Source organism: Nocardiopsis lambiniae, from assembly GCF_031845465.1.
Classification (GTDB): domain Bacteria; phylum Actinomycetota; class Actinomycetes; order Streptosporangiales; family Streptosporangiaceae; genus Nocardiopsis; species Nocardiopsis lambiniae.
The window spans coordinates 18,581-44,735 of the sequence record NZ_JAVREP010000005.1; the positions used below are offsets into that span (position 1 = coordinate 18,581).

The 26,155-nt window shown below is 72.5% G+C and carries 24 protein-coding genes; 15 read left to right on the forward strand and 9 right to left on the reverse strand.

Annotated elements, in window-relative coordinates; all coding sequences use genetic code 11:
* Positions 1-129: 129 nt before the first annotated feature.
* From RM479_RS09230 to RM479_RS09250, 5 genes are all read right to left on the reverse strand, one after another.
* Positions 130-708 carry an SRPBCC family protein gene (locus RM479_RS09230; RefSeq protein ID WP_311511318.1) on the reverse strand — a complete coding sequence of 193 codons (579 nt, stop codon included), beginning with the start codon at positions 706-708 and terminating at the stop codon, positions 130-132.
* 194 nt (positions 709-902) lie between these two features.
* Positions 903-2,003: a winged helix DNA-binding domain-containing protein gene (locus RM479_RS09235; RefSeq protein ID WP_311511319.1), complete on the reverse strand. Its 1,101-nt coding sequence runs from the start codon at positions 2,001-2,003 to the stop codon at positions 903-905.
* Between the two features lie 316 nt (positions 2,004-2,319).
* The gene (locus tag RM479_RS09240; RefSeq protein WP_311511320.1) at positions 2,320-3,837 is read right to left on the reverse strand and encodes a fluoroquinolone export ABC transporter permease subunit; all 1,518 of its coding nucleotides are present in this window, start codon (positions 3,835-3,837) and stop codon (positions 2,320-2,322) included.
* A complete protein-coding gene (locus RM479_RS09245) occupies positions 3,834-4,688 on the reverse strand; it encodes an ABC transporter ATP-binding protein (protein WP_311511321.1) in 855 nt (284 codons plus the stop codon). Before RM479_RS09245 ends, RM479_RS09240 begins: the two co-directional genes overlap by 4 nt.
* Complete coding sequence (locus RM479_RS09250; RefSeq protein WP_311511322.1) at positions 4,685-5,284, reverse strand: TetR/AcrR family transcriptional regulator; 600 nt, start codon at positions 5,282-5,284, stop codon at positions 4,685-4,687. The genes RM479_RS09245 and RM479_RS09250 overlap by 4 nt, the downstream gene beginning before the upstream one ends.
* A 340-nt stretch (positions 5,285-5,624) precedes the next feature.
* On the opposite strand from RM479_RS09250, the gene RM479_RS09255 reads away from it, so the two are divergent.
* Both RM479_RS09255 and RM479_RS09260 read left to right on the forward strand, forming a co-directional pair.
* Positions 5,625-6,239 (forward strand): TetR/AcrR family transcriptional regulator, encoded by a 615-nt coding sequence (locus RM479_RS09255; RefSeq protein WP_311511323.1) that lies wholly within the window; start codon positions 5,625-5,627, stop codon positions 6,237-6,239.
* 2 nt (positions 6,240-6,241) lie between these two features.
* Positions 6,242-7,522, forward strand: coding sequence for a glycosyltransferase (locus tag RM479_RS09260; protein WP_311511324.1), 1,281 nt, complete (start codon positions 6,242-6,244; stop codon positions 7,520-7,522).
* Positions 7,523-7,532: 10 nt separating this feature from the next.
* On the opposite strand, the gene RM479_RS09265 is transcribed toward RM479_RS09260, so the two are convergent.
* Positions 7,533-10,076 carry a sensor histidine kinase gene (locus RM479_RS09265; protein WP_311511325.1) on the reverse strand — a complete coding sequence of 848 codons (2,544 nt, stop codon included), beginning with the start codon at positions 10,074-10,076 and terminating at the stop codon, positions 7,533-7,535.
* 414 nt (positions 10,077-10,490) lie between these two features.
* On the opposite strand from RM479_RS09265, the gene RM479_RS09270 reads away from it, so the two are divergent.
* The 13 genes from RM479_RS09270 (at position 10,491) to RM479_RS09330 (ending at position 22,269) form a co-directional block, all read left to right on the forward strand.
* The gene (locus RM479_RS09270; protein ID WP_311511326.1) at positions 10,491-11,201 is read left to right on the forward strand and encodes a response regulator; all 711 of its coding nucleotides are present in this window, start codon (positions 10,491-10,493) and stop codon (positions 11,199-11,201) included.
* Positions 11,198-12,616 carry a TrkH family potassium uptake protein gene (locus RM479_RS09275; RefSeq protein ID WP_397221732.1) on the forward strand — a complete coding sequence of 473 codons (1,419 nt, stop codon included), beginning with the start codon at positions 11,198-11,200 and terminating at the stop codon, positions 12,614-12,616. The genes RM479_RS09270 and RM479_RS09275 overlap by 4 nt, the downstream gene beginning before the upstream one ends.
* A gap of 106 nt (positions 12,617-12,722) precedes the next feature.
* Positions 12,723-12,953 (forward strand): hypothetical protein, encoded by a 231-nt coding sequence (locus RM479_RS09280; RefSeq protein WP_311511328.1) that lies wholly within the window; start codon positions 12,723-12,725, stop codon positions 12,951-12,953.
* Positions 12,954-13,215: 262 nt separating this feature from the next.
* Positions 13,216-16,050, forward strand: a complete 2,835-nt coding sequence (locus RM479_RS09285) for a DUF4040 family protein (RefSeq protein ID WP_311511329.1) — start codon at positions 13,216-13,218, stop codon at positions 16,048-16,050.
* A complete protein-coding gene (locus tag RM479_RS09290) occupies positions 16,047-16,355 on the forward strand; it encodes a sodium:proton antiporter (protein ID WP_311511330.1) in 309 nt (102 codons plus the stop codon). The genes RM479_RS09285 and RM479_RS09290 overlap by 4 nt, the downstream gene beginning before the upstream one ends.
* On the forward strand, positions 16,352-17,860 hold the full coding sequence (locus tag RM479_RS09295) for a monovalent cation/H+ antiporter subunit D family protein (RefSeq protein WP_311511331.1): 1,509 nt from the start codon (positions 16,352-16,354) through the stop codon (positions 17,858-17,860). Before RM479_RS09290 ends, RM479_RS09295 begins: the two co-directional genes overlap by 4 nt.
* Complete coding sequence (locus RM479_RS09300) at positions 17,857-18,234, forward strand: Na+/H+ antiporter subunit E (protein ID WP_311511332.1); 378 nt, start codon at positions 17,857-17,859, stop codon at positions 18,232-18,234. Before RM479_RS09295 ends, RM479_RS09300 begins: the two co-directional genes overlap by 4 nt.
* The gene (locus RM479_RS09305) at positions 18,231-18,488 is read left to right on the forward strand and encodes a monovalent cation/H+ antiporter complex subunit F (RefSeq protein ID WP_274810249.1); all 258 of its coding nucleotides are present in this window, start codon (positions 18,231-18,233) and stop codon (positions 18,486-18,488) included. Before RM479_RS09300 ends, RM479_RS09305 begins: the two co-directional genes overlap by 4 nt.
* Complete coding sequence (locus RM479_RS09310) at positions 18,485-18,838, forward strand: cation:proton antiporter (RefSeq protein ID WP_311511333.1); 354 nt, start codon at positions 18,485-18,487, stop codon at positions 18,836-18,838. The genes RM479_RS09305 and RM479_RS09310 overlap by 4 nt, the downstream gene beginning before the upstream one ends.
* Positions 18,839-18,894: 56 nt before the next feature.
* Complete coding sequence (locus RM479_RS09315) at positions 18,895-19,635, forward strand: GIDE domain-containing protein (RefSeq protein ID WP_311511334.1); 741 nt, start codon at positions 18,895-18,897, stop codon at positions 19,633-19,635.
* Positions 19,636-19,708: 73 nt separating this feature from the next.
* Positions 19,709-20,017 carry an ArsR/SmtB family transcription factor gene (locus RM479_RS09320; RefSeq protein ID WP_311511335.1) on the forward strand — a complete coding sequence of 103 codons (309 nt, stop codon included), beginning with the start codon at positions 19,709-19,711 and terminating at the stop codon, positions 20,015-20,017.
* Positions 20,017-21,099 carry an ACR3 family arsenite efflux transporter gene (arsB, locus tag RM479_RS09325; protein ID WP_311511336.1) on the forward strand — a complete coding sequence of 361 codons (1,083 nt, stop codon included), beginning with the start codon at positions 20,017-20,019 and terminating at the stop codon, positions 21,097-21,099. Before RM479_RS09320 ends, arsB begins: the two co-directional genes overlap by 1 nt.
* A gap of 102 nt (positions 21,100-21,201) precedes the next feature.
* Positions 21,202-22,269 carry an ArsO family NAD(P)H-dependent flavin-containing monooxygenase gene (locus tag RM479_RS09330; protein ID WP_311511337.1) on the forward strand — a complete coding sequence of 356 codons (1,068 nt, stop codon included), beginning with the start codon at positions 21,202-21,204 and terminating at the stop codon, positions 22,267-22,269.
* Between the two features lie 10 nt (positions 22,270-22,279).
* On the opposite strand, the gene RM479_RS09335 is transcribed toward RM479_RS09330, so the two are convergent.
* From RM479_RS09335 to RM479_RS09345, 3 genes are read right to left on the reverse strand one after another with little or no spacing between them, the layout of a single operon-like run.
* Positions 22,280-23,329 carry a flavin-containing monooxygenase gene (locus tag RM479_RS09335; RefSeq protein ID WP_311511338.1) on the reverse strand — a complete coding sequence of 350 codons (1,050 nt, stop codon included), beginning with the start codon at positions 23,327-23,329 and terminating at the stop codon, positions 22,280-22,282.
* Between the two features lie 29 nt (positions 23,330-23,358).
* Positions 23,359-24,615 (reverse strand): MFS transporter, encoded by a 1,257-nt coding sequence (locus RM479_RS09340; RefSeq protein WP_311511339.1) that lies wholly within the window; start codon positions 24,613-24,615, stop codon positions 23,359-23,361.
* A complete protein-coding gene (locus RM479_RS09345; RefSeq protein ID WP_311511340.1) occupies positions 24,612-26,069 on the reverse strand; it encodes an FAD-dependent oxidoreductase in 1,458 nt (485 codons plus the stop codon). Before RM479_RS09345 ends, RM479_RS09340 begins: the two co-directional genes overlap by 4 nt.
* Between the last annotated feature and the right edge of the window lie 86 nt (positions 26,070-26,155).

Here is a 26,155-nt window from a genome sequence, read left to right on the forward strand (position 1 = left end):
CGGACCCGGCGGTAAGGCCCCGACACCGGTCCCCGGTGTCGGCTCCGCGTGGCCGATCGCGGGACGATCCGGGGCCGGTCGGGGACGGACCCTTCCGGTCTCACCGGAGACCGGGCCGGCCTGGGTGGATCAGCCGAACAGGAGATAACCCAGGACCATCCCCGCCGCCACCACGAGAAAGGCCGCCGCCGACCACGACCGCTGGGCCCAGACGCCGGGACCGTCGGGGGCGGCGTCGCCACCCGGCGGCGCCGACACCGCCTCGTCCCGGACGACGCGCTTCTCCACTCGGCGGGCGCAGCGGTCCATCAGACCGTCGGCGACCTCGCCGATCACGGACCGGTTCCAGCGGGTCAGCCCGCCGGTGAGCGTCAGTTCGGTCTCCACGGAGACGACGGTGTCGTCCCCGTGCGCCCGCAGCGCGGCCGTGACCACGGCTTCGGCGGTCCCCTCGCCGCGTCGTGCCCGGCCCGAGGCCTCGACGACGATCCGGCGCGCTTCCTCGTCCTTCTCCACGAGGCGGACGGTCCCCGAGCAGGCGACCACGGCCGGGCCGACCTTGATCCGCGCCTCGGCCAGGTGGCGCTCGCCGTCGGTCCCGACCAGCCGTACCCCGGGAACGCAGGGCACGAGGGACTCCACATCGGTGAACACCTCCCACGACCGTTCGACGGGCGCGTGGACGACGCATGCGCTGCTGATCCTCATGGGGCGGTCTCCGTTCGGGCCCTGGGGGAGAGGCGGACCCGGCGGGCCGTGTCCCGGGTCCGTTCGACGCCTCGACGTCAGTGTTCCGGTCGGGGGCGCTTCGCGCCAACGCGCAGGCGCGCACGTCCTTCGTCGTGGGTGGTGCCGACCCCTTCCGAGGGCGACACCGGGCGGGTTCTCGGGCGTGACCGGGCTCAGCCGGGGGACGCGGCGATCCGCACGCGGTCGTCGGCCCCGTCGGACAGGAACGACGCCAATCGCTCCCCCTCCTCGGCGAGGGCCTCCCGGTCGCGCACGGAGAGGCGTACCAGCGGGGTGACGACGACGGTGTCCCCCTCGGTCGTCCAGGTCGCGGCCACGCGGCCGTCGACCAGTACCGCGCGGTCGCCGGCGACCGAGAGCCCTCGATGGGCGTCGTCGATGATCCGCTCGCGGTGCCGGTAGCCCAGGATCGCGTTGTCGAACGCCGGCAGGAACCGCACCGGTGCGGGCGTCCCGGGGTCGGGGCGCGGCGCGTCGGGAAGGTCCAGCAGCTCCCGGCCGTGTTCGTCGCGGAAGGAGACCAGTTCCCCGCGCACCGCGGCCACCGCGGCCGGCAGCCCGGCGAGGCCGCACCAGGCGCGCAGATCGGTCGAGGTCGCGGGGCCGTACGCGGCGAGATAGCGCCGTACCAGGGCCCGCCCGACCGGGTCGGAACCCTCCGGGGCGAGGGGGGCGACCTCACGGCCCAGCCAGGACGAGAGCAGGACGTTGCGCACCCCGCCCTTGGCGCCCCACAACCCTCGCGGCGGGATCTGCGCGACGGGGAGCAGGGCGGGTATCAGCATCTCGCCCAACGCGCGCCTCTCCTGTGCCGGCCGGTCGCCGGCGACGGCCCGCACGAGTTCGCTCATGCTCCGGGGCTCACCGTCGGCCATCACCTCCCGCCCCTCGGCGGCGAGGCGATCGATGTCCACCCCCCGAAGCTCGCCCCGATAGGTGGCCAGGACCCGTTGGCGCAGCATGGTGTCGAAGCGCGACCGCCAGGCGAGGACGTCCTCGGCCGCCAGCAGGTGCACGGTGCGGCGCATCAGGTGGGTCCGCACGACCTGACGGCCGGTCAGCAGATCCGACAGGGACGACGGCTCGAACGCCCGCATCCGGGACCAGAGCCCGACGAACGGTTCCTGCGGCTCCTGGGCCTGGAGGCCGCCGAGGTGGGCCACCAGGTCGAGGACCGGCGTGTCGGCCGGGGAGAGCAGCGCCTGCCGGGCGAGCGCGGCGCGGTTGAGCGCCCGGTCGTTCAGAACGGTCATGCCGACACCGCCGTGCGCTCATCGGCCGTGCGTGCTCGCCTCTTCACGGACGCGTCCTCTCCTTCGTGACGGGTGTGTCCGGCACCGCCGGACGGCGGCGCACGGCTCCGGGAACACGATGCCGGGAGAAGAGGTCGGGTAGTGACCTCCACCGCACGCGGAACGGCTCCCTCGTCGCGGCCGGGTCACCCGTGGGGGTCCGTGAGGACCACTCCGCTCCGGCGGCACCCGCCCCCGCTCCACCACAGTGCGACTCCGGAGCCGAAGGACGAACGGCGGTCCCGTGCGGGCTGTCGGCGTCCGCCCGACGAAGGCGTCACGCGTTCTCCACCCGGGCCCGGGCGCGTCGGACGAGCAGGGCACCGACCGCACCGCTCGTCAGGCAGCCTCCGAGCAGGCACCACCAGGCGCTCAACGGGCCGGGGTCGTAACCGGGCAGCGCCAGGGCCGACCACGCCGGAGGGAACACGGCCAGGAGGAGGTTCCAGGGGGAGGGCAGGGACCAGGCGAGCACGGGGCACAGGACCAGGACCGCGCCGATGACCTTGACCGCGACCAGGGCCTCCACCTTGTTGTCCGTGAACGCGATCATCGACGCCACCAGGAGCGGCGCCTGGAGCGCGGCCACCAGAACGGCGGCCGGCGGAACGGACGCCCCGCCGCCGAGCCCCGGGCCGCTCAGCGGCAGTGCCACGAGCAGTCCCACCAGGGACGCCGACCCCGCCAGCCCCATGCGGTAGGCCAGGTACGCGGACACGGACACCGGTGAGACGCGCAGGACGAGCAGGGTGCCGTCGTCGCGTTCCTCGACGGCCCGCAGCCCCTGCACCACGCCGAACATCATGGGCACGTGCAACAGCACGAGCGCCGCCAGGACCGCCGGGGCGTGGGCGCGCAGGTCGAACCCGAAGGAGTCGAGCAGGAACCCCGCGACCGGCGCGAACAGCACCCGCAGGGCCAGGGCCAGCAGCACCGGCCCGCAGAGCAGGAGCAGCAGGAGGGGATCGCGGCCGGTTCCGAAGAGGTCCGCGCGGGCCAGCCGGGCGATCGCGGGGACCCGCCCCCGACCGGCCGCCCGTACCGGGACGCCGCCTCTCCGACGCCGCGCGCGCGGTCCTGCCGGTCGCTCTTCGGGGTCGGAGTCGGGGAGGGCGAGGAAGAGGCCGAGCACCGCCCACGCCAGTGCGTACACGACCCCGATCACCAGGGCCGGGGAGGCGGCCGTCGGTTCCGCGGCCAGGCCGCGGTGGATGAGTTCGGCGCCCGCGGTCGTGGGGACCGCGTACATGAGCGGGTGCGCGAGGACCCCGGTGGTGTGCACCAGGGGGACGACGACCAGCGGAGCGACCACCAGCGGCACCGCGAGGAGGAACCGGGGCGGGTCCGGGCGGCGCGCCCCCAGGGCCAGGCACGCCGTGATCAGCAGGACCGACGTGAGCGCGACCCCTCCGAGCGCGACGGGAACGGACCACACCAGGTCGGCGGGCCGGTCGCGCAACGCCGCCGCCACCATGGGCAGGGCGACGCACGAGGCGAGGACGGTCAGCGTCCCCACCCGGGCGGTCACCCCCTCCACGGGGCGCAGCGGGGTCACCGCCAGTGCCCACCGTGTCCCCTCGACACGTTCGAAGAGGAGCAGGAAGGCGCCGAAGAGGGCACCGAACCCCGCGGTGTCCAGGAACAACAGCGGAGCGGCCACCGTGGCGGCGGCCCCGCCGGGCACGGCGAGCAGGACCAGGGTCCAGAGGACCCCCAGGGCGACCGCGACGGGGACGATCCCGTACCGGGCCTGGAGACGGAGTTCCAGCGCGGTGGCGGCGGTCAGGCGTCTCACAGTCGCTCCCGGGTGATCTCGGTGAAGACGTCGGCCAGGGAGGCCTCCCTGGTGTGCAGCGTCTCCACCGCGCCCCTCCCGATCAGGTCCAGGAGTTCGGCGTCCTCGGCCAGGGACTCCACGGGGACCTCCCGGACGCCCCCTCCCCGGAGTTCGGCGACCAGCCCGGGGCGTCCGTACCGGATCTTGAAGTCGCGCGGGGTGTCGACGGCGGCGATCCGCCCCCGGACGACGAAGGCGACCCTGTCGCACAGCAGGTCGGCGGTGGTCATGTCGTGCGTGGTGAGGAAGACCGCGCACCCCCGCTCCGCGGCCCCGCGGACGACGTCGCGCACCAGGGCCGCGCGCACCGGGTCCTGTCCGGAGGTGGGCTCGTCCAGGAAGAGGACGTCGGGCCTGTCGACCAGCGCGCGGGCCAGGTTGAGGCGCATGCGCATCCCCTTGGACAGGTCCGACAGGCGGCGGTCGGCGGCCTCGGTCAGGTCCACCGCGGCCAGGAGCGCGTCCACGTCCTCGACCGGTCCCCGGTACAGGGACGCGAACGTGGCGAGGTTCTCGCGGGCGGTGAGCCGACCGAACCCGGCCGGGAGCTCGAACCCCACACCCACGCGCTCGAAATAGTCCCGCCCCCATTCCTCCAGGGGCCTGCCCAGAACGCTCACATCGCCCCGGTAACGGCGGATCAGCCGCGTCAGCACCTTCTGCGCGGTCGACTTGCCCGCTCCGCTGGGGCCCAGGAACCCGAACACCTCGCCCCGGCCGACGGTGAAGTCCATCCGGTCGACCGCAGGGGACGCGGCCCCCGGGTAGCGGACCGAGAGTCCCTCGACGGTGATGGCGGGCGCGGTCATGGGCTGTCCTCGGGAGAAAGGGGTTCCGGGGCGGGCAGGCCGCGCAGGGCGTGGAACACCCGGTCGATCATGTCGGGCAGGTCGGCCTCCCCGCCCGTTTCGGACCAGGCGATGACGGCCGTGGACAGGGCCGCCGCGCACGCGGCCGCGACGGCTTGGGTCTCCACCCCGGGCTCCTCGCCCTCGGGTGTCAGCCCGCGCTCGAAGGCGGTGCGGGCCGAGGCGAGGTTCTCACCGATGCGGGCGCGCAGGCCGGGGATCGACAACAGGAGTTCCGTCCTGCGCAGCAGGGTCTCCCTCGCGTGCTCGTAGACCTGTCCGAGGCCGGTCATCGTGGCCCGGTGGATCCGCTCCACGGGGTCCTCGGTGACGGGCCTGGACCGGATCAGCTCCTCCAGCATGGGGTCGTAGTCGTCGTCGAGCACGACGGCCTCCTTGGACGGGAAGCAGCGGAAGAACGTCATGTGGGAGACCCCGGCCTCGCGGGCGATCTGCGCGACGGTGGTGGCCTCGTACCCCTGCTCGGCGAACAGCCGCAGCGCGACCTCCTGCACGGCGGCCCTGTTGCGTTCTCGGGTGCGCGCCTTGTCGTTCACACGGTCACCGTCCGGTCGGTCTCGGGAAGTGTTACTCACTAACATATGGCGGCCGGGGGTGGACCGCCACCCTCGGCGTCGGATCAGGTGGGCATGTCCCGGTGGGGCTGCGGCGCCGAGGGTGCGCCAAGAGCCTTGAAAACAAATAAGCGATCTGTTCTTATGTTTTCAAGGCCCCGACCGACGGAGAGAGCCCCCCATGGACCTGCTCGACGACTTCCCGGCCCGGGCCCGACCGCGCCGGCCCGACCCCGCCCCTCACGGGAGGCCGTGCGGACGACCGGCGGTCCGAGACGGCCGCCCGATGACCGGGCACATCGCTCTGGAGGAGAGGACTCACATGCCACCGGCGTTCTCGGAACGGGAACGGGCCCGCATCACCGACCTGCTGCTGGAGTCGGGACGGACCCTGTTCACCACGCGGGGCCTGCGCAGGACCTCCCTGGAGGAACTGGTCGCGCCGGCGGGTATCGCCAAGAGCAGCTTCTACGCCTTCTTCGACTCCAAGGAGGCCCTCTACCTGGAGCTGATGCTCCGCCGCATGTCCGCGGTCAAGCGGCGCGTCATCGACGAGGCCCTGACCTCGGTCGATGGCACCGAGGAGGCCCTACGGCGCTTCCTGCGCGCCACCCTGGAGGTGCTGGACACCGACCCGCTCTACCGACGGCTCATGACCCACCCCGAGGAGATGGACGCGGTCCTGCGCCGGGCCGACCCCGAGGTCATCGCGGGGTTCCCCGACAACCCGGTCAACGCGCTGAACGCGTTCGTCGCCGCCGGACTGGCCAAGGGCGACCTGGTGTCCGCCGACCCCGCCGCCATCGTCGGAGTGCTCCAGTCGGTCATGCTGCTGCCCATGAACGCCGACCGGTTGGCGGACCCCTCGGCCTACGACCGGACCGTCGACCTGATGATCGACGTCGTCGCGCGCGGTCTCGCCGCACGGAGGGAGTAGACGTGCACGCCCTACTGCTCACCCACGGCACCCGAGGGGACGTCCAGCCGTTCCTGGCCCTGGCCCTCGCCCTGTCCGCCGCCGGGCACACCGCGACGGTCGCCGGCCCCGAGTCCTACGCGCCGCTCGCCGACGCGTTCGGCGTTCCCTACCACCCGGTCGACGACGGCCCCAACGCGCTCATGGACGACCCCGCCATGGCGGGGGTGGGGGAGACCGGGCTGCGCGGACTGCGCGGAGCCGCCCACACCGTCACCCTGCTGCGCGAGATCACCCCGCGCCTGCGCCCGGTCTACACCGACATGGCCGCGACCGCCGACCTCGGCGCCGACATCGTCGTGCACATCCCGGGCATGCCGGGCGCGCACATCGCCGAGCGACTGGGGGTGCCCGCGGTGCCCGTGGCACTGCAACCCTCCTGGGTGCCCACCGGCGCCTTCCCCGCCCCCGGGGTGCCCTGGCCGAGATGGGTCCCCGCCCGGTTCGACCGGCTGAGCTACCGGCTGGCGGAGACGGCCCTGCGCGGCCAGCGCAAGGTCGCCGACGACCTGCGCCGGGACCTGGGGCTCACGCCCCGGCCCGGCGCCCACGACCCCCTGGTGCGCCCGGACGGGACCCCGGCCACCGTGATCCACGCCTTCAGCCGCCACCTGGTGCCCGCCGACGCCGGCTACCCCTCCTGGGTGCGCACCACCGGCTTCTGGTCCGCCCCCGAGGACGGCGCGTGGGATCCCCCGAAGGCGCTGGAGGGGTTCCTGTCCGCCGGGGACCCCCCGGTGTTCATCGGGTTCGGCAGCCTGCCCGACCCCGATCCCGACGCCACCGGGCGCATGGTCGCCGCTGCCGTTCGGCGGGCCGGGGTCCGAGCGGTACTCGCCTCCGGCCGGGGAGGTGTCACCACCGTGGACGGTGAGGACGTCCTGGTCATCGACCAGGCTCCGCACGGGTCGCTGTTCCCGCGCTGTTCGGCCGTCGTCCACCATGCCGGGGCCGGGACCACGGGGGCCGCCCTGGCCTCGGGGCGCCCCCAGGTCGTCTGTCCCTTCTGGGGCGACCAGCCGTTCTGGGCCGGGCGCGTCCACGCGGCCGGGGCCGCCCCCGCGCCGTTGAACGGCCGTCGCCTGACCGAGGACGCCCTGGCGGGCGCCTTGATCCGGGTGCTCACCGGAGGGGAGATCGCAGCGTGCGCCGCCGACCTGGGCGAGCGGGTCCGGGCCGAGGGAGGTGCCGCGGAGGCGGTGCGGATCCTCGAAGAGGTCCTGGCGAGCGAGGGCGTCGGCTGACGGGGGCTCCTCACCCGGAGGGCGGGCCGTCCCCGGCGGTCGTGCGCAGCACCAGTCGCATGGTCAGCCCGCCCCCGGGTGTGGAGTGGGGGGTGAGGGAGCCGCCCATGGCCTCCGCGAACCCCTGGGAGAGGGCCAGGCCCAGCCCCAGGCCGGCCTCGTTGTCGGTGTCCCCGAACCGCTGGAAGGGGGCGAACATCCTCTCGCGCTCCTCCTCCGGCACCCCCGGCCCGTGGTCGACGACCAGCACCTCCACGGTGTCCCCGTCCCAGGTCGCCGACACGGTGGGCGGCCTGTCCCCGGGACTGAACCTCAGGGCGTTGCCGACGACGTTGGCCAGCACCCGGTCCAGCAGCCCCGGGTCGGCCAGCACGTCGGGCAGTTCCTCCGCGACGGCGACGTCGACCGCCGCGCCCCCCTCGTCCGTCTGTTCCAGGGCGGCGAACACCGATTCCCGTAGGGACAGGGACTCCAGGCCCACTCCCAGCACCCCCGCCTGGAGGCGGCTCATGTCCAGCAGGTCGGCCACCAGGCGGGTGAGGTGGTCCAGGGACTCGTCGGCCATGGCCAACAGGCCCTCCCGGTCCTCCTCGCCGAAGCTCACCTCCTTGCTGCGCAGGCTGGTGACGGACGCCTTCGCCGACGCCAGCGGCGCGCGCAGGTCGTGGCTGACGGCCGACAGCAGGGCCGTGCGCATCCGGTCCGCCTCGGCCAGGGGCTTGAGCGTGGCCGCCTCCCTGGCCAGGCGCTCCTGGCGCAGGGCGACCGCGGCCTGCGCCGCGAAGGCCTCGATGACACGGCGGTCCCCGGCCTCGGGTTCCCCGCCCCTCAGGACCAGGGTGAGCCGGTCGTTCACGGGGACGTCGATGTCCGCCTCGGCGGGGGCCCGACACTCCTTCTCACCGGCCGAGGCGACCACCTCCCAGGCCCGGGGGTCGCGTCGGTGGTCCGGTCCCCCCGCGGCGGATCGCAGTTCCAGCAGTGCGACGGAGGTGAGGGAGAAGGTCTCCAGGAGCCGTTCCATGAGCGCTTCCAACGGACGCGACCCGCGCAGGACGTTCCCCGCCACCGCGGCCAGGATCTGCGCCTCCGCCCCGGCCTGCGCGGCCTCCCGGGTGCGCCGGGCCGCCTGGTCCACCACCAGACTCACCGAGACGGCCACGACCACGAACCCCGCCAGGGCCAGCAGGCTCTCCGGCCTCGCCACCGTGAACGTGAGATAGGGCTCGGTGTACAGGAGGTCGAGCAGGACGAAACCGCACACCGACGCCAACAGCGCGGGCCACAGCCCGCCGACCAGGGCCACCACGGTGACCGTGGCGAAGACCAGCACGACGCCGCTGGCGAGGTTCGTCTCGTCCGTGCTGAACCCCAGCCCGAAACCCACGGACAGCAGCGCCATCAGCGCCAGCGCGCAGGCGGCCAGGCGTCTGCGCCGTGAGACGGGGTTCACCGCGCGACCGCGTTCGCGCAGCCCCGCCTGTTCGTGGGTGACCAGGTGGACGTCGATCGCTCCGGACAAGGCGGTCGTGGTGGCTCCGATGCCGGGTGAGAACACGCGGGCGATCCGTCCGCGGCGGCCGGCCCCCAGGACGAGCTGGGTGGCGTTGACACCGCGGGCGAAGGCGATGAGGGACCTGGGGACGTCCTCGCCCAGGACCTGGTGGTAGGTGCCGCCGAGGCTCTCCGCCAGCAGGCGCTGCCGAGCCAGCAGGGCCGGATCGGCTCCGGTGAGACCGTCGCTGCGGGCCACGTGGACGGCCATCAGGTCGGCCCCCTTCCCGCGCTGGGCCATCCGGGCGGCTCGCCGGACGAGCGTCTCCCCCTCGGGACCTCCGGTGAGCGCGACCACGACCCGTTCACGGGCCTCCCACGTGTCGGTGACCCCGTGCTCGGAGCGGTACCGCTCCAACTCGGCGTCCACCCGTCCGGCCAACCACAGCAGCGCCAGTTCGCGCAGCGCCGACAGGTTTCCCGCCCGGAAGTAGTTGCTCAGGGAGGTGTCGATCTTCTCCGGTGCGTAGACGTTGCCGTGCGCCATACGGCGGCGCAGCGCCTCGGGGGTCATGTCGACGAGTTCGATCTGGTCGGCGTCGCGGACCCAGGCGTCCGGGACGGTCTCACGCTGTCGCACACCGGTGATCTGCTCGACGACGTCGTTGAGCGACTCCAGGTGCTGGATGTTGAGGGTGGACAGCACCGTGATGCCCGCCTCCAGCAGGACCTCGATGTCCTGCCAGCGCTTGGCGTTCCCACTGCCCGGGATGTTGGTGTGGGCGAGCTCGTCGACCAGGACGACCTGGGGTCGGCGCCGTAGCACGGCCTCCGGGTCCATCTCCTCGAAGACGGTGCCCCGGTGGGAGACCCTGCGGCGGGGAAGGGTCTCCAGGTCGTCGACCATCGCCTCGGTCAGGACCCGGCCGTGGCACTCCACGAAGCCGATGACGACGTCCGCGCCGCGGTCCCGGCGCCGGTGCGCCTCGTCCAGCATGCGGTAGGTCTTGCCCACCCCGGGCGCCGCGCCCAGATACACCCGCAACTCGCCACGTGTCACCACACCGCCTCCTCCGGGTTCATTCTCACCGGTCAAGGGGCGTTCTGATGTCTGATGGCGCTAATTGTCCGCTAAATCCCCCGGGGTGGGCGCTAAGGGAACGCTATCCCGGTGGCACCGTCACCGGCCCGGGCCTCACGATCGTCTCGAAGCTCCGCGGCGGCGGGGCGTGCCGACCGGATCGACCGGGCGGTACGCCCCTGAGCCCGAGCGGGTCGACGCCCCTCACCGGCGCGCCACGCTCCGACCACGGGGACCCCGCCTGGGCACGGGGCGGACCTCCTCACCCTCACCCCGGATGTTCCCACGACCTGACACCACGCGGCGCGGCGGCCGAGGCCACCGTGCCCTACCTACCATCGGTGCGGTGGGCTCGCGTCCCACCGCACCGAACGCACGAAGAACGGACCGACCATGAGCGATGGGAACGAGGCGCCACCCACGGTGCTCGTCGTCGACGACGACCCTCGCCTGCGCAAGACGCTGGAGCTCAACCTGCGGGCCCGCGGCTACACCGCCTACCTCTCCGACAGCGGTGAGCACGCGCTCAAGATCATCGCCCACCACCACCCGGGGCTGGTCCTGCTCGACCTCGGCCTGCCCGGGATGAGCGGACTGGACGTCCTGCGGGGGCTGCGCGGCTGGACGCGGGTCCCGGTCGTCGTCCTGTCCGGACGCGACACCGAGGCGATGAAGGTCCAGGCCCTGGACCTGGGCGCCGACGACTACGTGGTCAAGCCGTTCGGCATGGACGAGCTGTTCGCCCGGGTGCGGGCCGCCATGCGCCGCACCGCCGACGCCGCCGCCCCCGAGGCGACCGTGGCCACCGAGCACTTCACCGTCGACCTGGCCGCCAAGCAGGTCACCCGGGGCGGAGAACCGGTCCGGCTGACACCCCGTCAGTGGCACATCGTCGAGGTGCTGGTGCGCAACCGCGGGCGCCTGGTGACCCAGCGCGAGCTGCTGCACGAGGTGTGGGGGCCCGAGTACGAGAGGGAGAGCAACTACCTGCGCGTGTTCATGACCAAGATCCGCCAACGCCTGGAACCCGACCCACCGCGTCCCCGGTACTTCCTCACCGACCCGGGACTGGGGTACCGCTTCCAGAACGGCGAAGGGGAATGAGAGCGGTGGGGGCGCCGCTCCCGTGGAGGCGGGTGAGGGGGAACCCGCCGGGGACGCGTGGTGGGGGAAGACCGCACGGATCGGGGGCGTGGAAGCGTCCCCCGCTGGTGACGGTCACGGCCTTCGGCTCCCTCATCCTGGTCGGCACCCTGCTCCTGTCCCTGCCCGTCGCCGACCACGGCTCCGCCACCCCGTTCCTCACCGCGCTCTTCACCGCGACCTCGGCGGCCAGTGTGACCGGGCTGGTGGTGGTGGACACCGCGGACCACTGGTCCCCCTTCGGAGAGGCCGTGATCCTCGCGCTGATCCAGGTGGGCGGGTTCGGGATCATGGCCATGGCCACCGTGCTCACCCTGGTGGTGAGCCGGCGCATGGGACTGCGCATGGCCGTCACCACCGGCTCCGAGACCAAGAGCGTCTCCTTGGGCGAGGTGCGTCAGCTGGTGCTGGGGGTGCTGTGGGTGACCCTCGTGTTCGAGGGCGCCCTCGCCCTCCTGCTCACCCTGCGCTGGTGGGTCGCCTACGACCTGTCCTTCGTCGGCGCCCTGCACACGGGCGTGTTCCACTCGATCTCCGCGTTCAACAACGCCGGGTTCTCGCTGTACTCCGACAGCCTGACGGGCTACGCCACCGATCCCTGGATCACGGTGCCCGTCGCCCTGGGGGTCATCGCGGGAGGGCTCGGTTTTCCCGTGTGGGTGGAGCTGTGGCGGTTCTCCCGCCGCCGAGGGGAACGGCGGCACTGGACGCTGCACGCCAAGCTCACCCTGGGGACGACGGCGGCCCTCCTGCTCATCGGGTTCGCCGCCTTCCTGGCCCTGGAGTGGACGAACCCCGCGACCATGGGCCCCCTGAGCGCGCCGGACAAGGCCCTCACCGCGTTCTTCCAGTCGGTGATGCCGCGCACGGCGGGGTTCAACAGCCTGGACTTCGGAGCGATGCGGACCCAGACACTGCTGGTCACCGACATGCTGATGTTCGTCGGCGGCGGAAGCGCGGGCACCGCGGGCGGCATCAAGGTCACCACGTTCGCCGTGCTGATCCTGGTGGCCTACGCGAACGTGCGCGGCGAGCCGACGGTGCACGCGGCGGGCCGCCGACTGACCGCCGGCACGGCCTCACAGGCGACCACGGTGGTGATGCCGGCCTTGGGGCTGGTACTGGGGGCGACCCTGGTCCTGATGACGGTCAGCCCGTTCACCCTGGATCAGATCCTCTTCGAGACGACGTCGGCGTTCGCGACGGTGGGGCTGTCCACGGGCATCACGGCCGATCTTCCCCCCGTGGGGCAGGGCGTGCTGATCTTCCTGATGTTCGTCGGCCGCATCGGCCCCATCACCCTGGCGTCGGCCCTGGCGCTGCGTCGGCACGGGCGGCTCTACGAGCTTCCGGAGGAGCGTCCGATCGTCGGTTGACCGGCAGGGCGCGGAACGTGATCCGGGGGGCGCCCTTCTCGTGAAAGTCGTCACCTGATAAGGTTGAACTGGCCTTATGGCGATGTCTAAGCGGGGAGGTGCGCTGATGGTCCGCAACACGACCTCGCCACCCGATCCCGTGCACGCCCTGCCCCTCTCCGACGGGTCGCCCTTCAGGGAACCACCCGTCCCCTCTTCCGTCGGCCGACACCGTTTCGTCGAACGCCACGAGATCCCGGTCCGCAATCCGCGTCCGCTGGGCACCAACGGCTACTCCAACTCGTGGGGCACCAACGCCCACGGTGAGCTCAGCGCCTGCCCTCCCGGACGCCGCTGATCCGCCCTATCGGGTACTTCTTCCTTTCGCGCGATCCTTGTTCCGCGCGCACGCCGGCAACGCACCGGTGATCCCGGTGTCACCTCGTCCGTGACGGACGGAACGGGAGTCTCCCGTCCCGGTCGTGCGCACGGCACCCTTCGCGTGCCCTTCCGCATGCTCGTGCACTGATCGCCGACCGTGCCGTGTCCGACGCCACGGCCTTCCTCGGCGTGCCCGCGCACGTCCGAGGAGTCGGCGGGAGACGTGAAAGGCCGACGGCTTGCTGCTGTTGCTGCTCCTTGCCCTACTCACGGTGATCACCGTGTTCTCTTTCGTGATCGCCCGTTTCGCGGGACGCGCCACCGGATGGCCTCTGGCCGCGATGCTCGCCCTGCTCACCCTGGTGGTCCTGGTGCGGGGCCCCGACCTCTGGAACGGGGGACCGGCCCTGGAGGCCTCCATCCCCTGGATGCCCTCCCTGGGGGTGGGTCTGAACCTGCGCATGGACGGCCTCGCCTGGCTGTTCTGCGTGCTCGTCCTGGGGGTGGGCGCCCTCGTGATGGCCTACTCCGCCCGCTATTTCCCTCCCGGGCGGCGTACCGGCTTCTACACGCTGATGAGCGCCTTCGCCCTGGCGATGACGGGACTGGTCCTGGCCGACGACCTCGTCCTGCTCTTCGTCTTCTGGGAACTGACCACCATCTGCTCCTTCTACCTGATCGGCCTGTCCGGGCCCTCGGCCGCGCGGCCCGCGGTGCGCACCTTCCTGCTCACCGCCCTGGGCGGGCTGGCCCTGCTCGCCGCGGTGGTGTTGCTGTGGGTGCGCACGGGCACCACACGGATCAGCGTCATCCTGGACGATCCCACCTGGACCCAGGACACCGGTTTCGCCACCCTCGTGGCGGCACTGGTCGTGGTCGCGGTCTTCACCAAGTCGGCCCAGTTCCCCTTCCACTACTGGCTGCCCGACGCCATGGCCGCGAGCACCCCGGTCAGCGCCTACCTGCACGCCGCGGCCATGGTCAAGGCCGGCGTCTACCTCGCCATGCGGTTCTCCCCGGCCTTCGCGGACAACGCGTTCTGGGGGACCACGCTGATCGTGTTCGGTCTGACCACCGCCCTCATCGGCGCGCTGTTCGCCCTACGACGTCACGACCTCAAGGAGCTGACCGCCTACTCCACGGTCAGCCAACTGGGTTTCCTCATCGCCGTCATCGGTGTGGGGACCCCGCAGGCGCTCATCGCCGCGGCCGTGCACACCCTGGCCCACGCCCTGTTCAAGGTGACGCTGTTCATGGCGGTCGGCGTGATCGACGACCGGACCGGCACCCGGGACCTGCGCCGCCTGGGCGGACTCGCCCGCACGATGCCCGTCACCGCCGCCGTGACCGCACTGGCCGCGCTGTCCATGGCCGGAGTGCCCCCGCTGCTCGGCTTCGTCAGCAAGGAGAACGTGTTCGAGGCCCTGCTGCACACCACGCACCAACCATGGATCGGCCCGTTCGCGGCCATCGCGGCGGTGCTGGCCGCGGCGCTGACCGTCGCCTACTCCTTCCGCTTCGTGTACGGAACCTTCTGGGGGGCACAGAGACGGGACCCCGCCACGGAACGACCCCGCGAAGCGGGTGCCCTCCTCCTGTTCGCCCCGGTCGTCACCGCCTCGGCCGGCCTGATCCTCGGCCTCTCCGTGCCCCTGCTCGATCCCATGGTCGAGAGGGCGGCAGCCGACGCCACCCATGCCGCCGCCGAGGCCCACCTGGCGCTCTGGCACGGCCTGAACCCGGCACTGGGCATGTCGGCGCTCGCGCTGATCCTCGGTGCCCTGCTGATCCGGGTCTCCTCCGCCGGTGAGCGCCTTGCCGAACGCCGCTTCCCGCCGGTGCGCGGCACCGCGGTCTTCGAGCGGATCCACTCCGTCGTCATCGCGCTGGGCGTGCGCGTGGGCGATCCCACCCGGACCGACGCACCCACCCGGCACCTGGCCGTCCCCTTCGTGCTGATCATCGTGTTCGCCTCGGCGATGGCCGTCGTGGGTCCGGGCCACGGGCCGCCCGCGGGACCGACCTCCCGTGCTCTGGACTGGTTGCCGCTCGTGCTGATCACGGCCGCCGTGCTCACGGCCGTGGTGACCCGGTCGCGGATGGCCGCCCTCGCGCTCATCGGGCTCTCCGGGTTCGCCACCGCCGTGTGGTTCGTGTTCCTGGGGGCCATCGACGTGGCACTCACCCAGCTCCTCGTGGAGATCCTGACCGTGGTGGTGGCGGTGCTGGTGCTGCGCAGGCTCCCCACCGAGTTCCACCGGGCCCGTCCCTCGCGGGCGGTCGCCACCGCCGCCATCGCCATCCCGGCCGGTGTCGCCGCGGGCGCGGGGGCCCACTTCCTCACCGGCCGCAGGGAACCCTCGGCGGTGAGCGAACACCTGCTGGAGAACGCGGTCCAGGACACCGGCGGGACCAACGTCGTCAACACCGTCCTCGTCGACTACCGGGCCCTGGACACCCTGGGGGAGCTCACCGTCCTGGGGGTGGCCGGACTCATCATCATCGCCGTCCTGCACTCGGCGGGGCTCACCGCGATGGGCGGCACCCGACCTTCGGCGTCGCGCACCAATCCGATCTGGGACGCCGACGACAACACCGTCATCATGCGCACCGTCGCCCGCGTGCTCATCCCGCTGCTGATGGTGTGGTCGATCTACCTGCTCATGCGGGGGCACAACGCCCCCGGCGGCGGGTTCATCGCCGGACTCGTCGGCGGCTCCGCCTTCGCCCTGGCCTACCTGTCCGCGCCCAGCGCCTCGGTGGCCCGCATCCGCCTGGCCTATCCGGCCATCATCGCCGCGGGGATCCTCGTCGCGCTCGTCTGCGGCCTTCTCGGCTTCGCCGACGGCTCCTTCCTGCGACCCCTGCACGCCGACGTCGCCCTGCCCTGGGGCGGTCACTACCACTTCACCACCGCGCTCGTCTTCGACGTCGGCGTCTACCTGACCGTGGTCGGCGTGATGCTGACCGCGCTCAATCAGCTGGGCCTGCCCAAGGGGTCCGGACCCGAGGCCGACGAACAGGACGTTCCCGAGTCGATCCGGCACGAATCGGCCACCGGAGGTACCCGATGACCCTGGCCATCACGATCGGCGTGCTGACCGCCGGTGCCGTCTACCTGATCCTGCAACGCGGCATGGTCCGCATCGTCCTGGGTTTCGTCCTGCTCAGCCACGCCGTCAACCTCCTGCTGATGTCGGCGGGCGGGATCTTCCACCGTGGTGAGCCCCTGCTGGACCGGGGGGTCGGCGAGCCCCTGGCCGACCCGCTGCCCCAGGCGTTCGTGCTCACCGCGATCGTCATCGCCTTCTCCATCACCATCTACATGCTCACCCTCGCCGCCACCGGCAAGGGAGACGACACGGAGGACGACTCATGACCTCTGCGCTCCTGCCGCTCCTGGTCGCCGCCCCCCTCGTCAGCGCCGCGTTGTCGACCCTGTTCACCTCGCGTGCCGTGACCCGGCCCCTCCTGACGGGCACCTCCGCCCTCGCGCTGCTCGCAGGGTTGGCCCTGCTCCGGACCACCGCCGACGGCCGGGTCCTCGCCCACCAGGTGGGCCTGTGGCCGGCCGGGGTGTCCATCCCCTTCGTGGCCGACACCTTCAGCGCCCTGATGGTGACCACCACCGCCCTGCTGGTCCTGGTGTGCTCGTTCTTCGCCATCGCCACCGGCGAGGCCGACCGCCGCTACTTCGCGCCCCTCGTCCTGGTCCTCTCGGCGGGTGTGTACGGCGCGCTGCTCACCGGAGACCTGTTCAACCTGTTCGTGTTCGTCGAGGTGATGCTGCTGCCCTCCTACGGGCTGATGGCCATCGCCGGGACCCTGCGCGGTCTGCGGGCCGGGCGCACCTACGTCGCCGTCAACCTGCTCACCTCCACGATCTTCCTCGCCGGGGTGGCCCTGGTGTACGGGACCGCCGGGACCGTGCACCAGGGCGAACTGGCCGGCGCCGCGAGCCGGTCGCCGACGATCGCCGTCGCCATGGGCGTGGTCCTGCTGGCCATGGCGATCAAGTCGGCGGTGGTGCCCGTGCACGGATGGCTCGTGCGCGCCTACACCGCGCCCTCGCCCGCCGTCACCGCCCTGTTCTCCGGCCTGCACACCAAGGTCGCCATCTACGCGATCTATCGCCTGTACGCGGTCACCTTCGAGGGGCAGGCGTCGCTGCTGTGGATCGGACTGGTCGTTTTCACCGCGACCATGGCCATCGGTGTCCTCGGTGCCGTGGGCGAGACCACCACCCGGTCGATCCTGGCGTTCCACATGGTCAGCCAGATCGGATACATCCTGCTCGGCGTCGCCCTGTTCACCGAACTCGGCCTCATGGCCGGCATCTTCTACCTGGTCCACCACATGGTGGTCAAGGCGTCGCTCTTCCTCTCCACCGGCGCCGTGGAGCACGTCCACGGCACCGGTGACCTGGAACGACTGCGCGGGCTGGCCCGCGGCGAACCGCTGCTGGCCCTCGCCTTCCTGGGGGCCGCGCTGTCTTTGGCCGGGCTACCGCCCTTCTCGGGTTTCGTCGCCAAACTCACCCTGGTCGCCGCGGCCTTCGAGGCGGGGCACCGGACCGTCGCCGTGGTGGCCATCGCCGTCAGCCTCATCACGCTGATGTCGATGCTCAAGATCTGGGGTTCGGTCTTCTGGGGCCGTCCTCCGAGCCCGGAACCCGGCGTGGGAGGTCCGGGTGGTGGAACGGCGACGGTCACCGCCCCCGCCGCGGTGCGGATCCGCCCCGCCCTGGTCCTGCCCGCCGTCGCGCTGACGGGCGTCACCCTGTGCGTCGGCCTGGGCGCCCAGGTCCTGCTCGATCTGAGCGCCCAGGCGGCGGCCCATCTCCTGGACACCTCTGCCTACGTCGAGGCGGTGACGAACCGATGACCGATCTTCTCCGCAGGACCGCGCTGATCGTGTGGTTCCCCTTCTTCTACGGCTTCCGGGTGGTGGTCTCCTCGCTCCGGGTGGCCTGGGACATCCTCACCCCCGGCAGCGCCGCGGTGCCCGCCTTCGTCGAAGTGCCCCTGAACGCCCGGACCGACCTGGAGATCACCGCCATCGCCAACATGATCTCCCTGACACCCGGGACGTTCACGATGGCCACCCGCCTGGATCCGCCGACCCTGTGGATCCACGGCCTGTACACCGCCCGCGAGCAGGACTTCCTCGACGACATCCATCGGATGGAGGACTACCTGCTGGGCATCACCCGCCCCCACGGGGCGCCCGCACGCACGGACACGGAGGTGCCCCGATGAACCCCGTCGATCTCGCCCTGCTGCTCCTGGGGGTCTCGATGGTCGTGGCCGTCCACCGGATCCTCATCGGTCCCTCCAAGGCCGACCGGGGAGTCGGATCCGACATGGTCTTCTTCGGGTTCGTCGGCATCGTCGCGGTCCTGGGGCTGCGCCTGGACTCCGCCCTGGTCGTCGACATCGTGCTCGTGTGCACGCTCGTCGGCTTCCTCGCGGCCCTCTCCCTGGCCCGACTCGTCTCCGGAGGCAAGCGATGACCCCGAACGAAGTCCTCGCCGTCGTCTGCGCGATCACCGGGGCGTTCATCTTCGCCGTGGGCGCCTTCGGCCTGCTCCGTCTGCCCGACTTCTACGGGCGCCTGCAAGGGATCTCGATCTCCGCCGGCCTGGGGACGGCCCTGCTCCTGCTCGGACTCCTGTCGTGGTTCCCCACACCGGAGAACGTCCTCAAGATCGGCCTGGCCCTGATCGTGCAACTCGCCACCGTCGCGGTGGGCGGCAACGCCCTGGCCAGGGCCGGTTATCTGGTCGGCACCCCGGCCGCGCCGAACACCCGGTACGACGCGCTCGCCGAGGCCGACCCGAACGACCCCACGCACGAGGACTGACGTGTTCCCGTGCCTCGGCGGCCGTTCCCGCCGGGCCCGGGAAGGAGGCGAAGATCATGGATGACGTGTTCGTAGGCGAGGCCCGCACCGCGTTCCAGCTTCTCGCGTTACTGGCCACGGTGCTCAGCGGGTTCCTGCTCCGCCGGGCCCTCCGAGCGCACGCGTGGCTCAAGGACCTGCGACGGGCGGTCTCCCCACCCCTGCGCGACCTGCCCGAGGCCGGTACACCCGTCCTGGTGAGCGGGGTCGCCGAGGCCGGCTCCGACGGATGTCTGACCGCCCCCTACTCCGGCACCAGGTGCGTGTGGTACCGCGTCGAGGTGTGGGAGCGTCGGCCCGAGCCGGGCACCCGTTACGAGAGCCCGCGCCTGAGGATGCTCTCCTCGGAGCAGAGCGGTGTCCCTTTCGTGCTGCGCGATCGCACGGGGGCGGCGCGGTGTTATCCCCGAGAGGTCACCATGGACCGCATCGCCCTGACCCACAGTTCCCGGGTCGCCGCCCGGGAGGAGCGGGCCCCCGCCGATGCCGGAACGGAGGCGGACGCCGAAACGGTGCCCACGGCGCTCGAACACTCCTACCAGGAATGGTCCATCGCGCCGGGAACCCCCCTGGTGGTGCACGGCACCGTGTACCCCTGGGACGGGGGTGTCGTGATCGCGGCCTCTCCGGAGGGGCGGCTGCTGTTCTCCACCAGGACGGCACCGCAGTTGCGCGACGCCTACCGGACGATGGAGTTCATCGGTTCGGCGGTGTTCCTCCTGTGCTCGGCGTCTCTGGTGTGGCTGATCCTCACCTGATCGCCCGGCCTACCCGCGAGGAGGAGGCCGCGGGGCCATGCGGCGGAGTGGGCCGGTGGGGTATCATCAGCCAATGCTGATATCAGTCGATGCTGACCTCATGAAGGTGCTGGCGGATCCCCTGCGGATGCGCATCGTGACCCTTCTGGCCGATGAGACCCTGTGCACCACCCACCTCATGGAGGAGACGGGCGCGAAGCAGACGAACCTGTCCAACCATCTGCGGGTCCTGCGTGAGGCCGGCGTGGTGGAGACCGAGCCCTGTGGCCGGTTCACCTACTACCGGCTGCGCCCCGAGTCCTTGGAGGATCTCGCCGGAGCCCTGGGAGACCTCGCCGCCACCGCGCGCGCCGCCGGTACCGTGAACAGGAGGGCCTGCTGATGGTCTCGGCCGAGGAGGTCACGAAGGGCCCGGACGGGTCCGTCGTCGCCAGGCTCTCCACCCTGGACCGGTTCCTGGCGGTGTGGATCCTGCTGGCGATGGTCGTCGGTCTGGGGTTGGGCCGTCTGATCCCCGGGCTGAACGGGGTCCTGGCCTCGATGGAGGTGGGCGGGATCTCCCTCCCCATCGCCCTGGGCCTGTTGATCATGATGTACCCGGTCCTGGCCAAGGTGCGCTATGACCGGTTGGACACCGTCACCCGCGACACCCGTCTGCTCGTCTCCTCCCTGGTGGTCAACTGGGTGATCGGTCCGGCGGTGATGTTCGCGCTGGCCTGGATCTTCCTGGCCGACCTGCCCGAGTACCGGACCGGCCTGATCATCGTCGGCCTGGCCCGGTGCATCGCCATGGTGATCATCTGGAACGACCTGGCCTGCGGGAACCGTGAGGCCGCCGCGGTGCTGGTCGCGCTCAACTCGATCTTCCAGGTACTGGTCTTCGGCGTACTGGGCTGGTTCTACCTGGACCTGCTCCCGGGCTGGCTGGGGCTGGACACCGGCGGGTTGGACGTGTCCCCGTGGCTGATCGCGCTCAACGTGGTGATCTTCCTCGGGATCCCGCTGGCGGCCGGGTTCCTCACCCGGACCCTGGGTGAGAAGAGGATGGGCCGGGAGCGCTACGAGTCGGCGTTCCTGCCCCGGATCGGTCCGTGGGCGCTGTACGGGTTGTTGTTCACCATCGTGCTGCTGTTCGCCCTTCAGGGCGACACCATCATCGGCCGTCCCCTGGACGTGGCGCGCATCGCGATCCCGCTGCTGGTCTACTTCGCCCTGATGTGGTTCGGTACCTTCGCGTTGGGCAAGGCGCTGGGGATGGACTACGGGCGCACCACCACGCTGGCGTTCACCGCGGCGGGCAACAACTTCGAGTTGGCCATCGCGGTGGCCATCGCGACCTTCGGGGTCACCTCGGGGCAGGCCCTGGCGGGGGTCGTGGGCCCGCTGATCGAGGTGCCCGTGCTGGTGGGGCTGGTGTACGTGTCGCTGGCCTGGCGCAAACGCTTCGCCCCCGCGCTCCGCTGACGATCACGTCCCAGGACGGGGGCCGCCGGTGCGCGGCCCCCGCTCCGTCGCCTCGGCGCCTCCCGCCGGACGCGGCCATCGATCATCCCCGAAGGAACGGACATGCACACCGAGCACACGGTCGACGTCGCCGTCATCGGCGGTGGTCAGGCCGGCCTGGCCGCCGGATACTTCCTGCGCCGGGCCAAGGCGGACTTCGTCATCCTGGACGCCGGGAACGGGCCGGGAGGCTCCTGGCCCGAGTACTGGGACTCCCTGCGCCTGTTCTCCCCGGCCGCGCACAGCATGCTCCCCGGCTGGTGGATGCCCGAGGAGGAGGGGAGGGAGTACCCCTCGGCCGCCCACGTGGCCTGGTACCTGGGCGCATACGAGCACCGCTACGACCTGCCCGTCCGCCGGCCGGTCCGGGTGCGCCGGGTCGAGCGGGCCGATGACCGGTTGCGGCTGACCACCGACGGGGACACCTGGTCGGCGCGGTACGTCATCAGCGCCACCGGGACCTGGCGGTCGCCGTACATCCCCGACATCCCCGGCCGGGACGTCTTCGAGGGCGGGCAACTCCACACCGTGGACCACCGCCGGCCCGACGGGTTCGCCGGCCGGCGTGTCGTGGTGGTGGGCGGCGGCAACTCGGCCGCCCAGATCCTCGCCGAACTCTCCGAGGTCGCCGACACCACCTGGGTCACCGCCCGACGGCCCCGGTTCCTGCCCGACGACGTCGACGGGCGGGCGCTCTTCGCCATCGCCACCGGCGCCCGGAAGGCGGCCGACCGGGGAGAGCCGGGTCCCGCCGGTATCGCGGACCTGGGGGACATCGTGGTCGTCCCGAGCGTGCGCGAGGCCCGTGAGCGCGGCGCCCTCAAGGCCGAGCCGATGTTCGACCACCTCACCCGTACCGGGGTGGCCTGGGCGGACGGGACCACGATGGACTGCGACGTGATCCTGTGGTGCACGGGCTTTCGCCCGGTGCTGGACCACCTCGCCCCGCTGGGGCTCGTCGACGAGCGGGGGCGGATCCCCGTGGTGGGCACCCGCTCCCGCGCCGAACCCCGACTGCACCTGCTGGGCTACGGGGACTGGACCGGCCCCGCCTCGGCCACCCTCATCGGGGCGGGCCGCACGGCCAAGGCCGCCGTCGCGGAGGTCGTCGGTTCCCTCCGCGAGGGGTGAGGACCGCGCGTCACCGGCGCGCATCGCGCAGAAGCCGGCGTACGACGTGGCGCGCGTCTCGGCCGACTCCGCGCAGGGTGGCCGAGGAGAAGCTCCGCTGGAACTCCAGCCCCACGTATCCCAGCCCGGAGACCGTGGTGGACACCCCGCCGCGGTGCAGCGGGCGTCCCTCGGCGTCCAGGGCCCCGGTCGGGGCGAGGTGGTCCAGCGCGGGCCGGTAGCCGGTGGCGAGCAGAAGGGTGTCCACCTTCTCCACGGTGCCGTCGGGCCAGGTCACCTTGTCGCCCTCCGCCCGGGTGAACATCTCCCTCCGGTCGGGGTTCCCGGTGGCGAACGCGGCCCGGTAACGGCCGTCGTCGTTGACCAGGACCGGGATCCTCCGCCAGAGCCGGCTCAGGGGCGCGACGTCCAGGCCGCTGCGGACGAACCACCAGTGGACGTCCCTCCCCAGGGGACGCTGCTCCGTCCAGGCCACCGGCGCCCGGGTGGCCAGGCTGACCCTGGCCGTCCCGGCCAGCTCCGCGGCGATCTGGACCCCGGAGTTGCCACCGCCGACCACCACGACCCGCCGGCCGGCGAAGGGCCCGGGGGAGCGGTACTCCGCGGCGTGCAGCACGGTTCCGGTGAAGTCCGTCAGTCCGGGCAGATCCGGACGGTGGGGGCGGCCGAAGCCGCCGGTCGCGTTGACCACCGCCGAGGAGCGCGCACGCGACCCGTCGGAGAGGGTCAGGACCAATCCGCTCCCGTCGCGTTCGGCCCTCTCCACCCGCCGCCCGCAGCGCAGGTCCATCTCCGAGCGGGCGGCGTAGTCGCGCAGGTAGTCCACCACCTCGTCGCGACGCGGATACCGGTCGGGGTCGCCCGGCATCGGCAGGCCGGGCAGGGAGGAGAAACGGGCGGGGGAGAAGAGGGTCAGGCCGTCGTAGTAGTGCGGCCAGGATCCGCCCGGCCCGTCGGAGGCCTCCAGGACCAGGGCCCGCACGCCCGCGCGATGCGCGGCCCACGCGGCGGCCAGGCCCGCCTGGCCGGCTCCGATGACGATGAGGGGGGAGTCTTCCATGGGTGTGTTCCTTCGATGTCGGAATCGCCCTACCGTGAGGGCTCCGGAGGGGAGGCCGGGAGGGGGAAGGGGGGTGTCCGCCCCCGGACCCTGGTGGCCGAGGCGATCAGCGCCCCCGCAGCCGCCAGACCCCCCAGGAGCACGAACACCGCCGGATACCCGCCCAAGGGACCGGCGAGGGCGGCACCCGCCCAGGGCGCCACCGCGATGGCCAGCATGAGCGGGGTGTGCATGATGCCGTTGAGGACCGCGTAGTGTTCCGTCCCCCACCGGTCGGCGACGGCCGTGGCCTGGAGGAGGGTCAGGATGCCGCGCGCCATACCGGCGAGTACCGCGATGGCCAGAACGGGGATCAGTGGACCGGGCACCAGGGCCAGCAGGACGGTGGTCACCGAGCAGGCGCCCAGCACGGCCACGGCCCGTGACACCGGACCGGTCCACCGTTCCAGGGGCGCGTAGACCAGGCGGCCGAGCACCTGACCCACTCCGCCCACCCCCAGGGCCCAGGCCGCCTCCGTCGTACCGAACCCCCGCCCTTCCAGGAGGGGGACCAGGGTGACCACGACCGCGTAGACGGCGAAGGAACCCAGGCCCAGGGCCGCCGTCAGGGTCCAGAACACCCGGCCGCGCACCACCGCGCGCACGCCCTCGCGCCCATCTCCGCGCCCGTCGTCTCCGGCCGTCCACTCCCGGGGCAGGGCGAAGGCGTGCAAGGGCACCACCACGACGAGCAGAACGGCGGCCAGGACCAGATAGGCGCCCCGCCACCCCCAGATCCCCTCCAACAGGGCGGTCACCGGGGCGAAGACGGTACTGGCCAGTCCCGCGGCCAGGGTCAGCGCGGTCAACGCCCGCACCTTGCCCCGCCCGTACCAGTGGGTCAGCGCGGCGAAGGCCGGAGGGTAGAACAGCCCGGCCATCGCCGCCCCCGCCACCAGCCAGGCGGCGGCGAAGGTCCACAGGTCCGGGGCCAGCGCGATGGCCGCCACCGCGGGAACGGAGACCAGGGCCGCCGCCGTCATCGCCGGCCGCGGCCCCCGGGCCTGCACCCAGCGTCCCACGAGGATCCCCACCGCTCCCGCCACGAGCTGGGAGGCCGAGAACCAGGCGGTCACCGAGACCGGCGACCATCCGGTATCGGCGACGATGCTCGGAACCAGAACGGGGAACGCGTAGAACAGCACCCCGTAACCGGTGGTGACGGTGACGCACAGGGCCGCCAGGCCCCGACGCGCGCCGACCACGGGGGCGGGCGCGCCGGGGACCCGGCCGTGCACGGCCGTCACGAGACCCGTTCCGGCTCACCGGCCTCGGACACGCCGCCGCAGCAGCCGTCCTCGGAGGCGGAGACCGTCGGGGCGACGGCGCCGCGGCCGGCGGAGATCGAGAGCGACGCGGGGAGGAGCAGGTCACCCCGGCGGGCACCCTCCTCGGCGGCGGGCTCCGCGGGGCCGCAGCAGCCACCCGCCTCGGCCTTGGTGGCGGCGGGCTCCTCGAACAGGCCCGCGCCACCGCACACCCCGGTCTCGGGCAGGGTCAGCTCCACTCGCGCGGCGGACTCGTGGTCGCCGGCCAGATGGGCGGCGATGCTCCGGACCTGCTCGAACCCGGTCAGGGCCAGGAACGTGGGGGCGCGCCCGTAGGACTTCATCCCCGCCAGGAAGAACCCCTTCTCCGGGTGGGACAGCTCGGCGACGCCGTGCGGGTAGACGGTGCCGCAGGAGTGCGCGTTGGGGTCGATGAGCGGGGCCAGCCCCACCGGGGCCTGGAGGGTGGCGTCCAGGCCGAGACGGATCTCGGACAGGGGCCCCAGGTCGGGGCGGAACCCGGTCAGGGCCACCACCTCGTCGACCGGCCCCGTCTCCCGGCCGTCGTCGTCCACCAGGACCAGCCGATCCTCGACCGGGCGCACCTCGGCGGTGCGGAACCCGGTCACCACCTCGATGTGCCCGGCCTCCACCGCCGCCTTGGCCCGCAGCCCCAGGGCGCCGCGTTCGACCAGCTGGTCGGCGGCCCCTCCGCCGAAGGCGTCGCCCACGGCACCGCGCCGCAGCACCCACACCGCGCGGGTGCCGGGCTCCCGCTCGGCGAGCGCGGCCAGGGCCACCAGCGCCGTCAGCGCCGAGTGCCCCTTGCCGACGACGGCCGTGGTCCGCCCCGCGTACCGTGCCCGCGTCGCGGGGTCGGCTGTGTCGGGGATCCTGTGGGAGACCCGCTCCGCGGCGTCCGCCTCCCCGAGGGCGGGAAGGCCGTCGCCGCCCAGGGGGTTGGGAGAGTCCCAGGTGCCGGAGGCGTCCACGACCGCGCGGGCGAGCAGACGCTCCTCACCGTCGCGGGTGCGCACACGCACGGTGAAGGGCCGCTCCTCGCGTCCGGCGTCCACCACCCGGTCCCGGCCCAGGCGGCTCACACCGGTCACCTCGGCTCCGAGGCGCACCCGGTCGCCCAGCACGGTGGCCAGCGGGGCCAGGTAGGAGTCGACCCACTCGGCGCCGGTGGGATAGCCGCCGTCGTCCGGGCGCCGCCAGCCGGTGGCGGCGAGCAGCTTCTCGGCCGCGGGGGCGACGAGGTCGCGCCACATCGAGAACAACCGCACATGCCCCCACGCGGCCACCGCCGACCCGGCCCGGTCGCCCCGTTCCAGCACCACGACCGGCAGGTCACGGCCGACCAGCTCGGCCGCCGCGGCCAGCCCCACCGGGCCCGCTCCGATCACCACGACGGGAAGTCCCTCGCTCATGACACGTCCTTTCATCGACGGATGTCTATGGAAGGGGACTTTATCGATACTCGTCTATGGACGCAACCATAGATCGTGGTCGATAA

What these genes read in the sequence shown, in the direction of transcription:
- RM479_RS09270 (WP_311511326.1), top strand. Translation starts at nt 10,491, where the DNA reads ATGAGCGATGGGAACGAGGCGCCACCCACGGTGCTCGTCGTCGACGAC.
- RM479_RS09315 (WP_311511334.1), top strand. Translation starts at nt 18,895, where the DNA reads ATGGATGACGTGTTCGTAGGCGAGGCCCGCACCGCGTTCCAGCTTCTC.
- RM479_RS09335 (WP_311511338.1), bottom strand. Translation starts at nt 23,329, where the DNA reads ATGGAAGACTCCCCCCTCATCGTCATCGGAGCCGGCCAGGCGGGCCTG.
- arsB (WP_311511336.1), top strand. Translation starts at nt 20,017, where the DNA reads ATGGTCTCGGCCGAGGAGGTCACGAAGGGCCCGGACGGGTCCGTCGTC.
- RM479_RS09235 (WP_311511319.1), bottom strand. Translation starts at nt 2,003, where the DNA reads ATGACCGTTCTGAACGACCGGGCGCTCAACCGCGCCGCGCTCGCCCGG.
- RM479_RS09320 (WP_311511335.1), top strand. Translation starts at nt 19,709, where the DNA reads ATGCTGATATCAGTCGATGCTGACCTCATGAAGGTGCTGGCGGATCCC.
- RM479_RS09295 (WP_311511331.1), top strand. Translation starts at nt 16,352, where the DNA reads ATGACCTCTGCGCTCCTGCCGCTCCTGGTCGCCGCCCCCCTCGTCAGC.
- RM479_RS09290 (WP_311511330.1), top strand. Translation starts at nt 16,047, where the DNA reads ATGACCCTGGCCATCACGATCGGCGTGCTGACCGCCGGTGCCGTCTAC.
- RM479_RS09245 (WP_311511321.1), bottom strand. Translation starts at nt 4,688, where the DNA reads ATGACCGCGCCCGCCATCACCGTCGAGGGACTCTCGGTCCGCTACCCG.
- RM479_RS09305 (WP_274810249.1), top strand. Translation starts at nt 18,231, where the DNA reads ATGAACCCCGTCGATCTCGCCCTGCTGCTCCTGGGGGTCTCGATGGTC.
- RM479_RS09330 (WP_311511337.1), top strand. Translation starts at nt 21,202, where the DNA reads ATGCACACCGAGCACACGGTCGACGTCGCCGTCATCGGCGGTGGTCAG.
- RM479_RS09310 (WP_311511333.1), top strand. Translation starts at nt 18,485, where the DNA reads ATGACCCCGAACGAAGTCCTCGCCGTCGTCTGCGCGATCACCGGGGCG.
- RM479_RS09280 (WP_311511328.1), top strand. Translation starts at nt 12,723, where the DNA reads ATGGTCCGCAACACGACCTCGCCACCCGATCCCGTGCACGCCCTGCCC.
- RM479_RS09300 (WP_311511332.1), top strand. Translation starts at nt 17,857, where the DNA reads ATGACCGATCTTCTCCGCAGGACCGCGCTGATCGTGTGGTTCCCCTTC.
- RM479_RS09345 (WP_311511340.1), bottom strand. Translation starts at nt 26,069, where the DNA reads ATGAGCGAGGGACTTCCCGTCGTGGTGATCGGAGCGGGCCCGGTGGGG.
- RM479_RS09255 (WP_311511323.1), top strand. Translation starts at nt 5,625, where the DNA reads ATGCCACCGGCGTTCTCGGAACGGGAACGGGCCCGCATCACCGACCTG.
- RM479_RS09275 (WP_397221732.1), top strand. Translation starts at nt 11,198, where the DNA reads ATGAGAGCGGTGGGGGCGCCGCTCCCGTGGAGGCGGGTGAGGGGGAAC.
- RM479_RS09230 (WP_311511318.1), bottom strand. Translation starts at nt 708, where the DNA reads ATGAGGATCAGCAGCGCATGCGTCGTCCACGCGCCCGTCGAACGGTCG.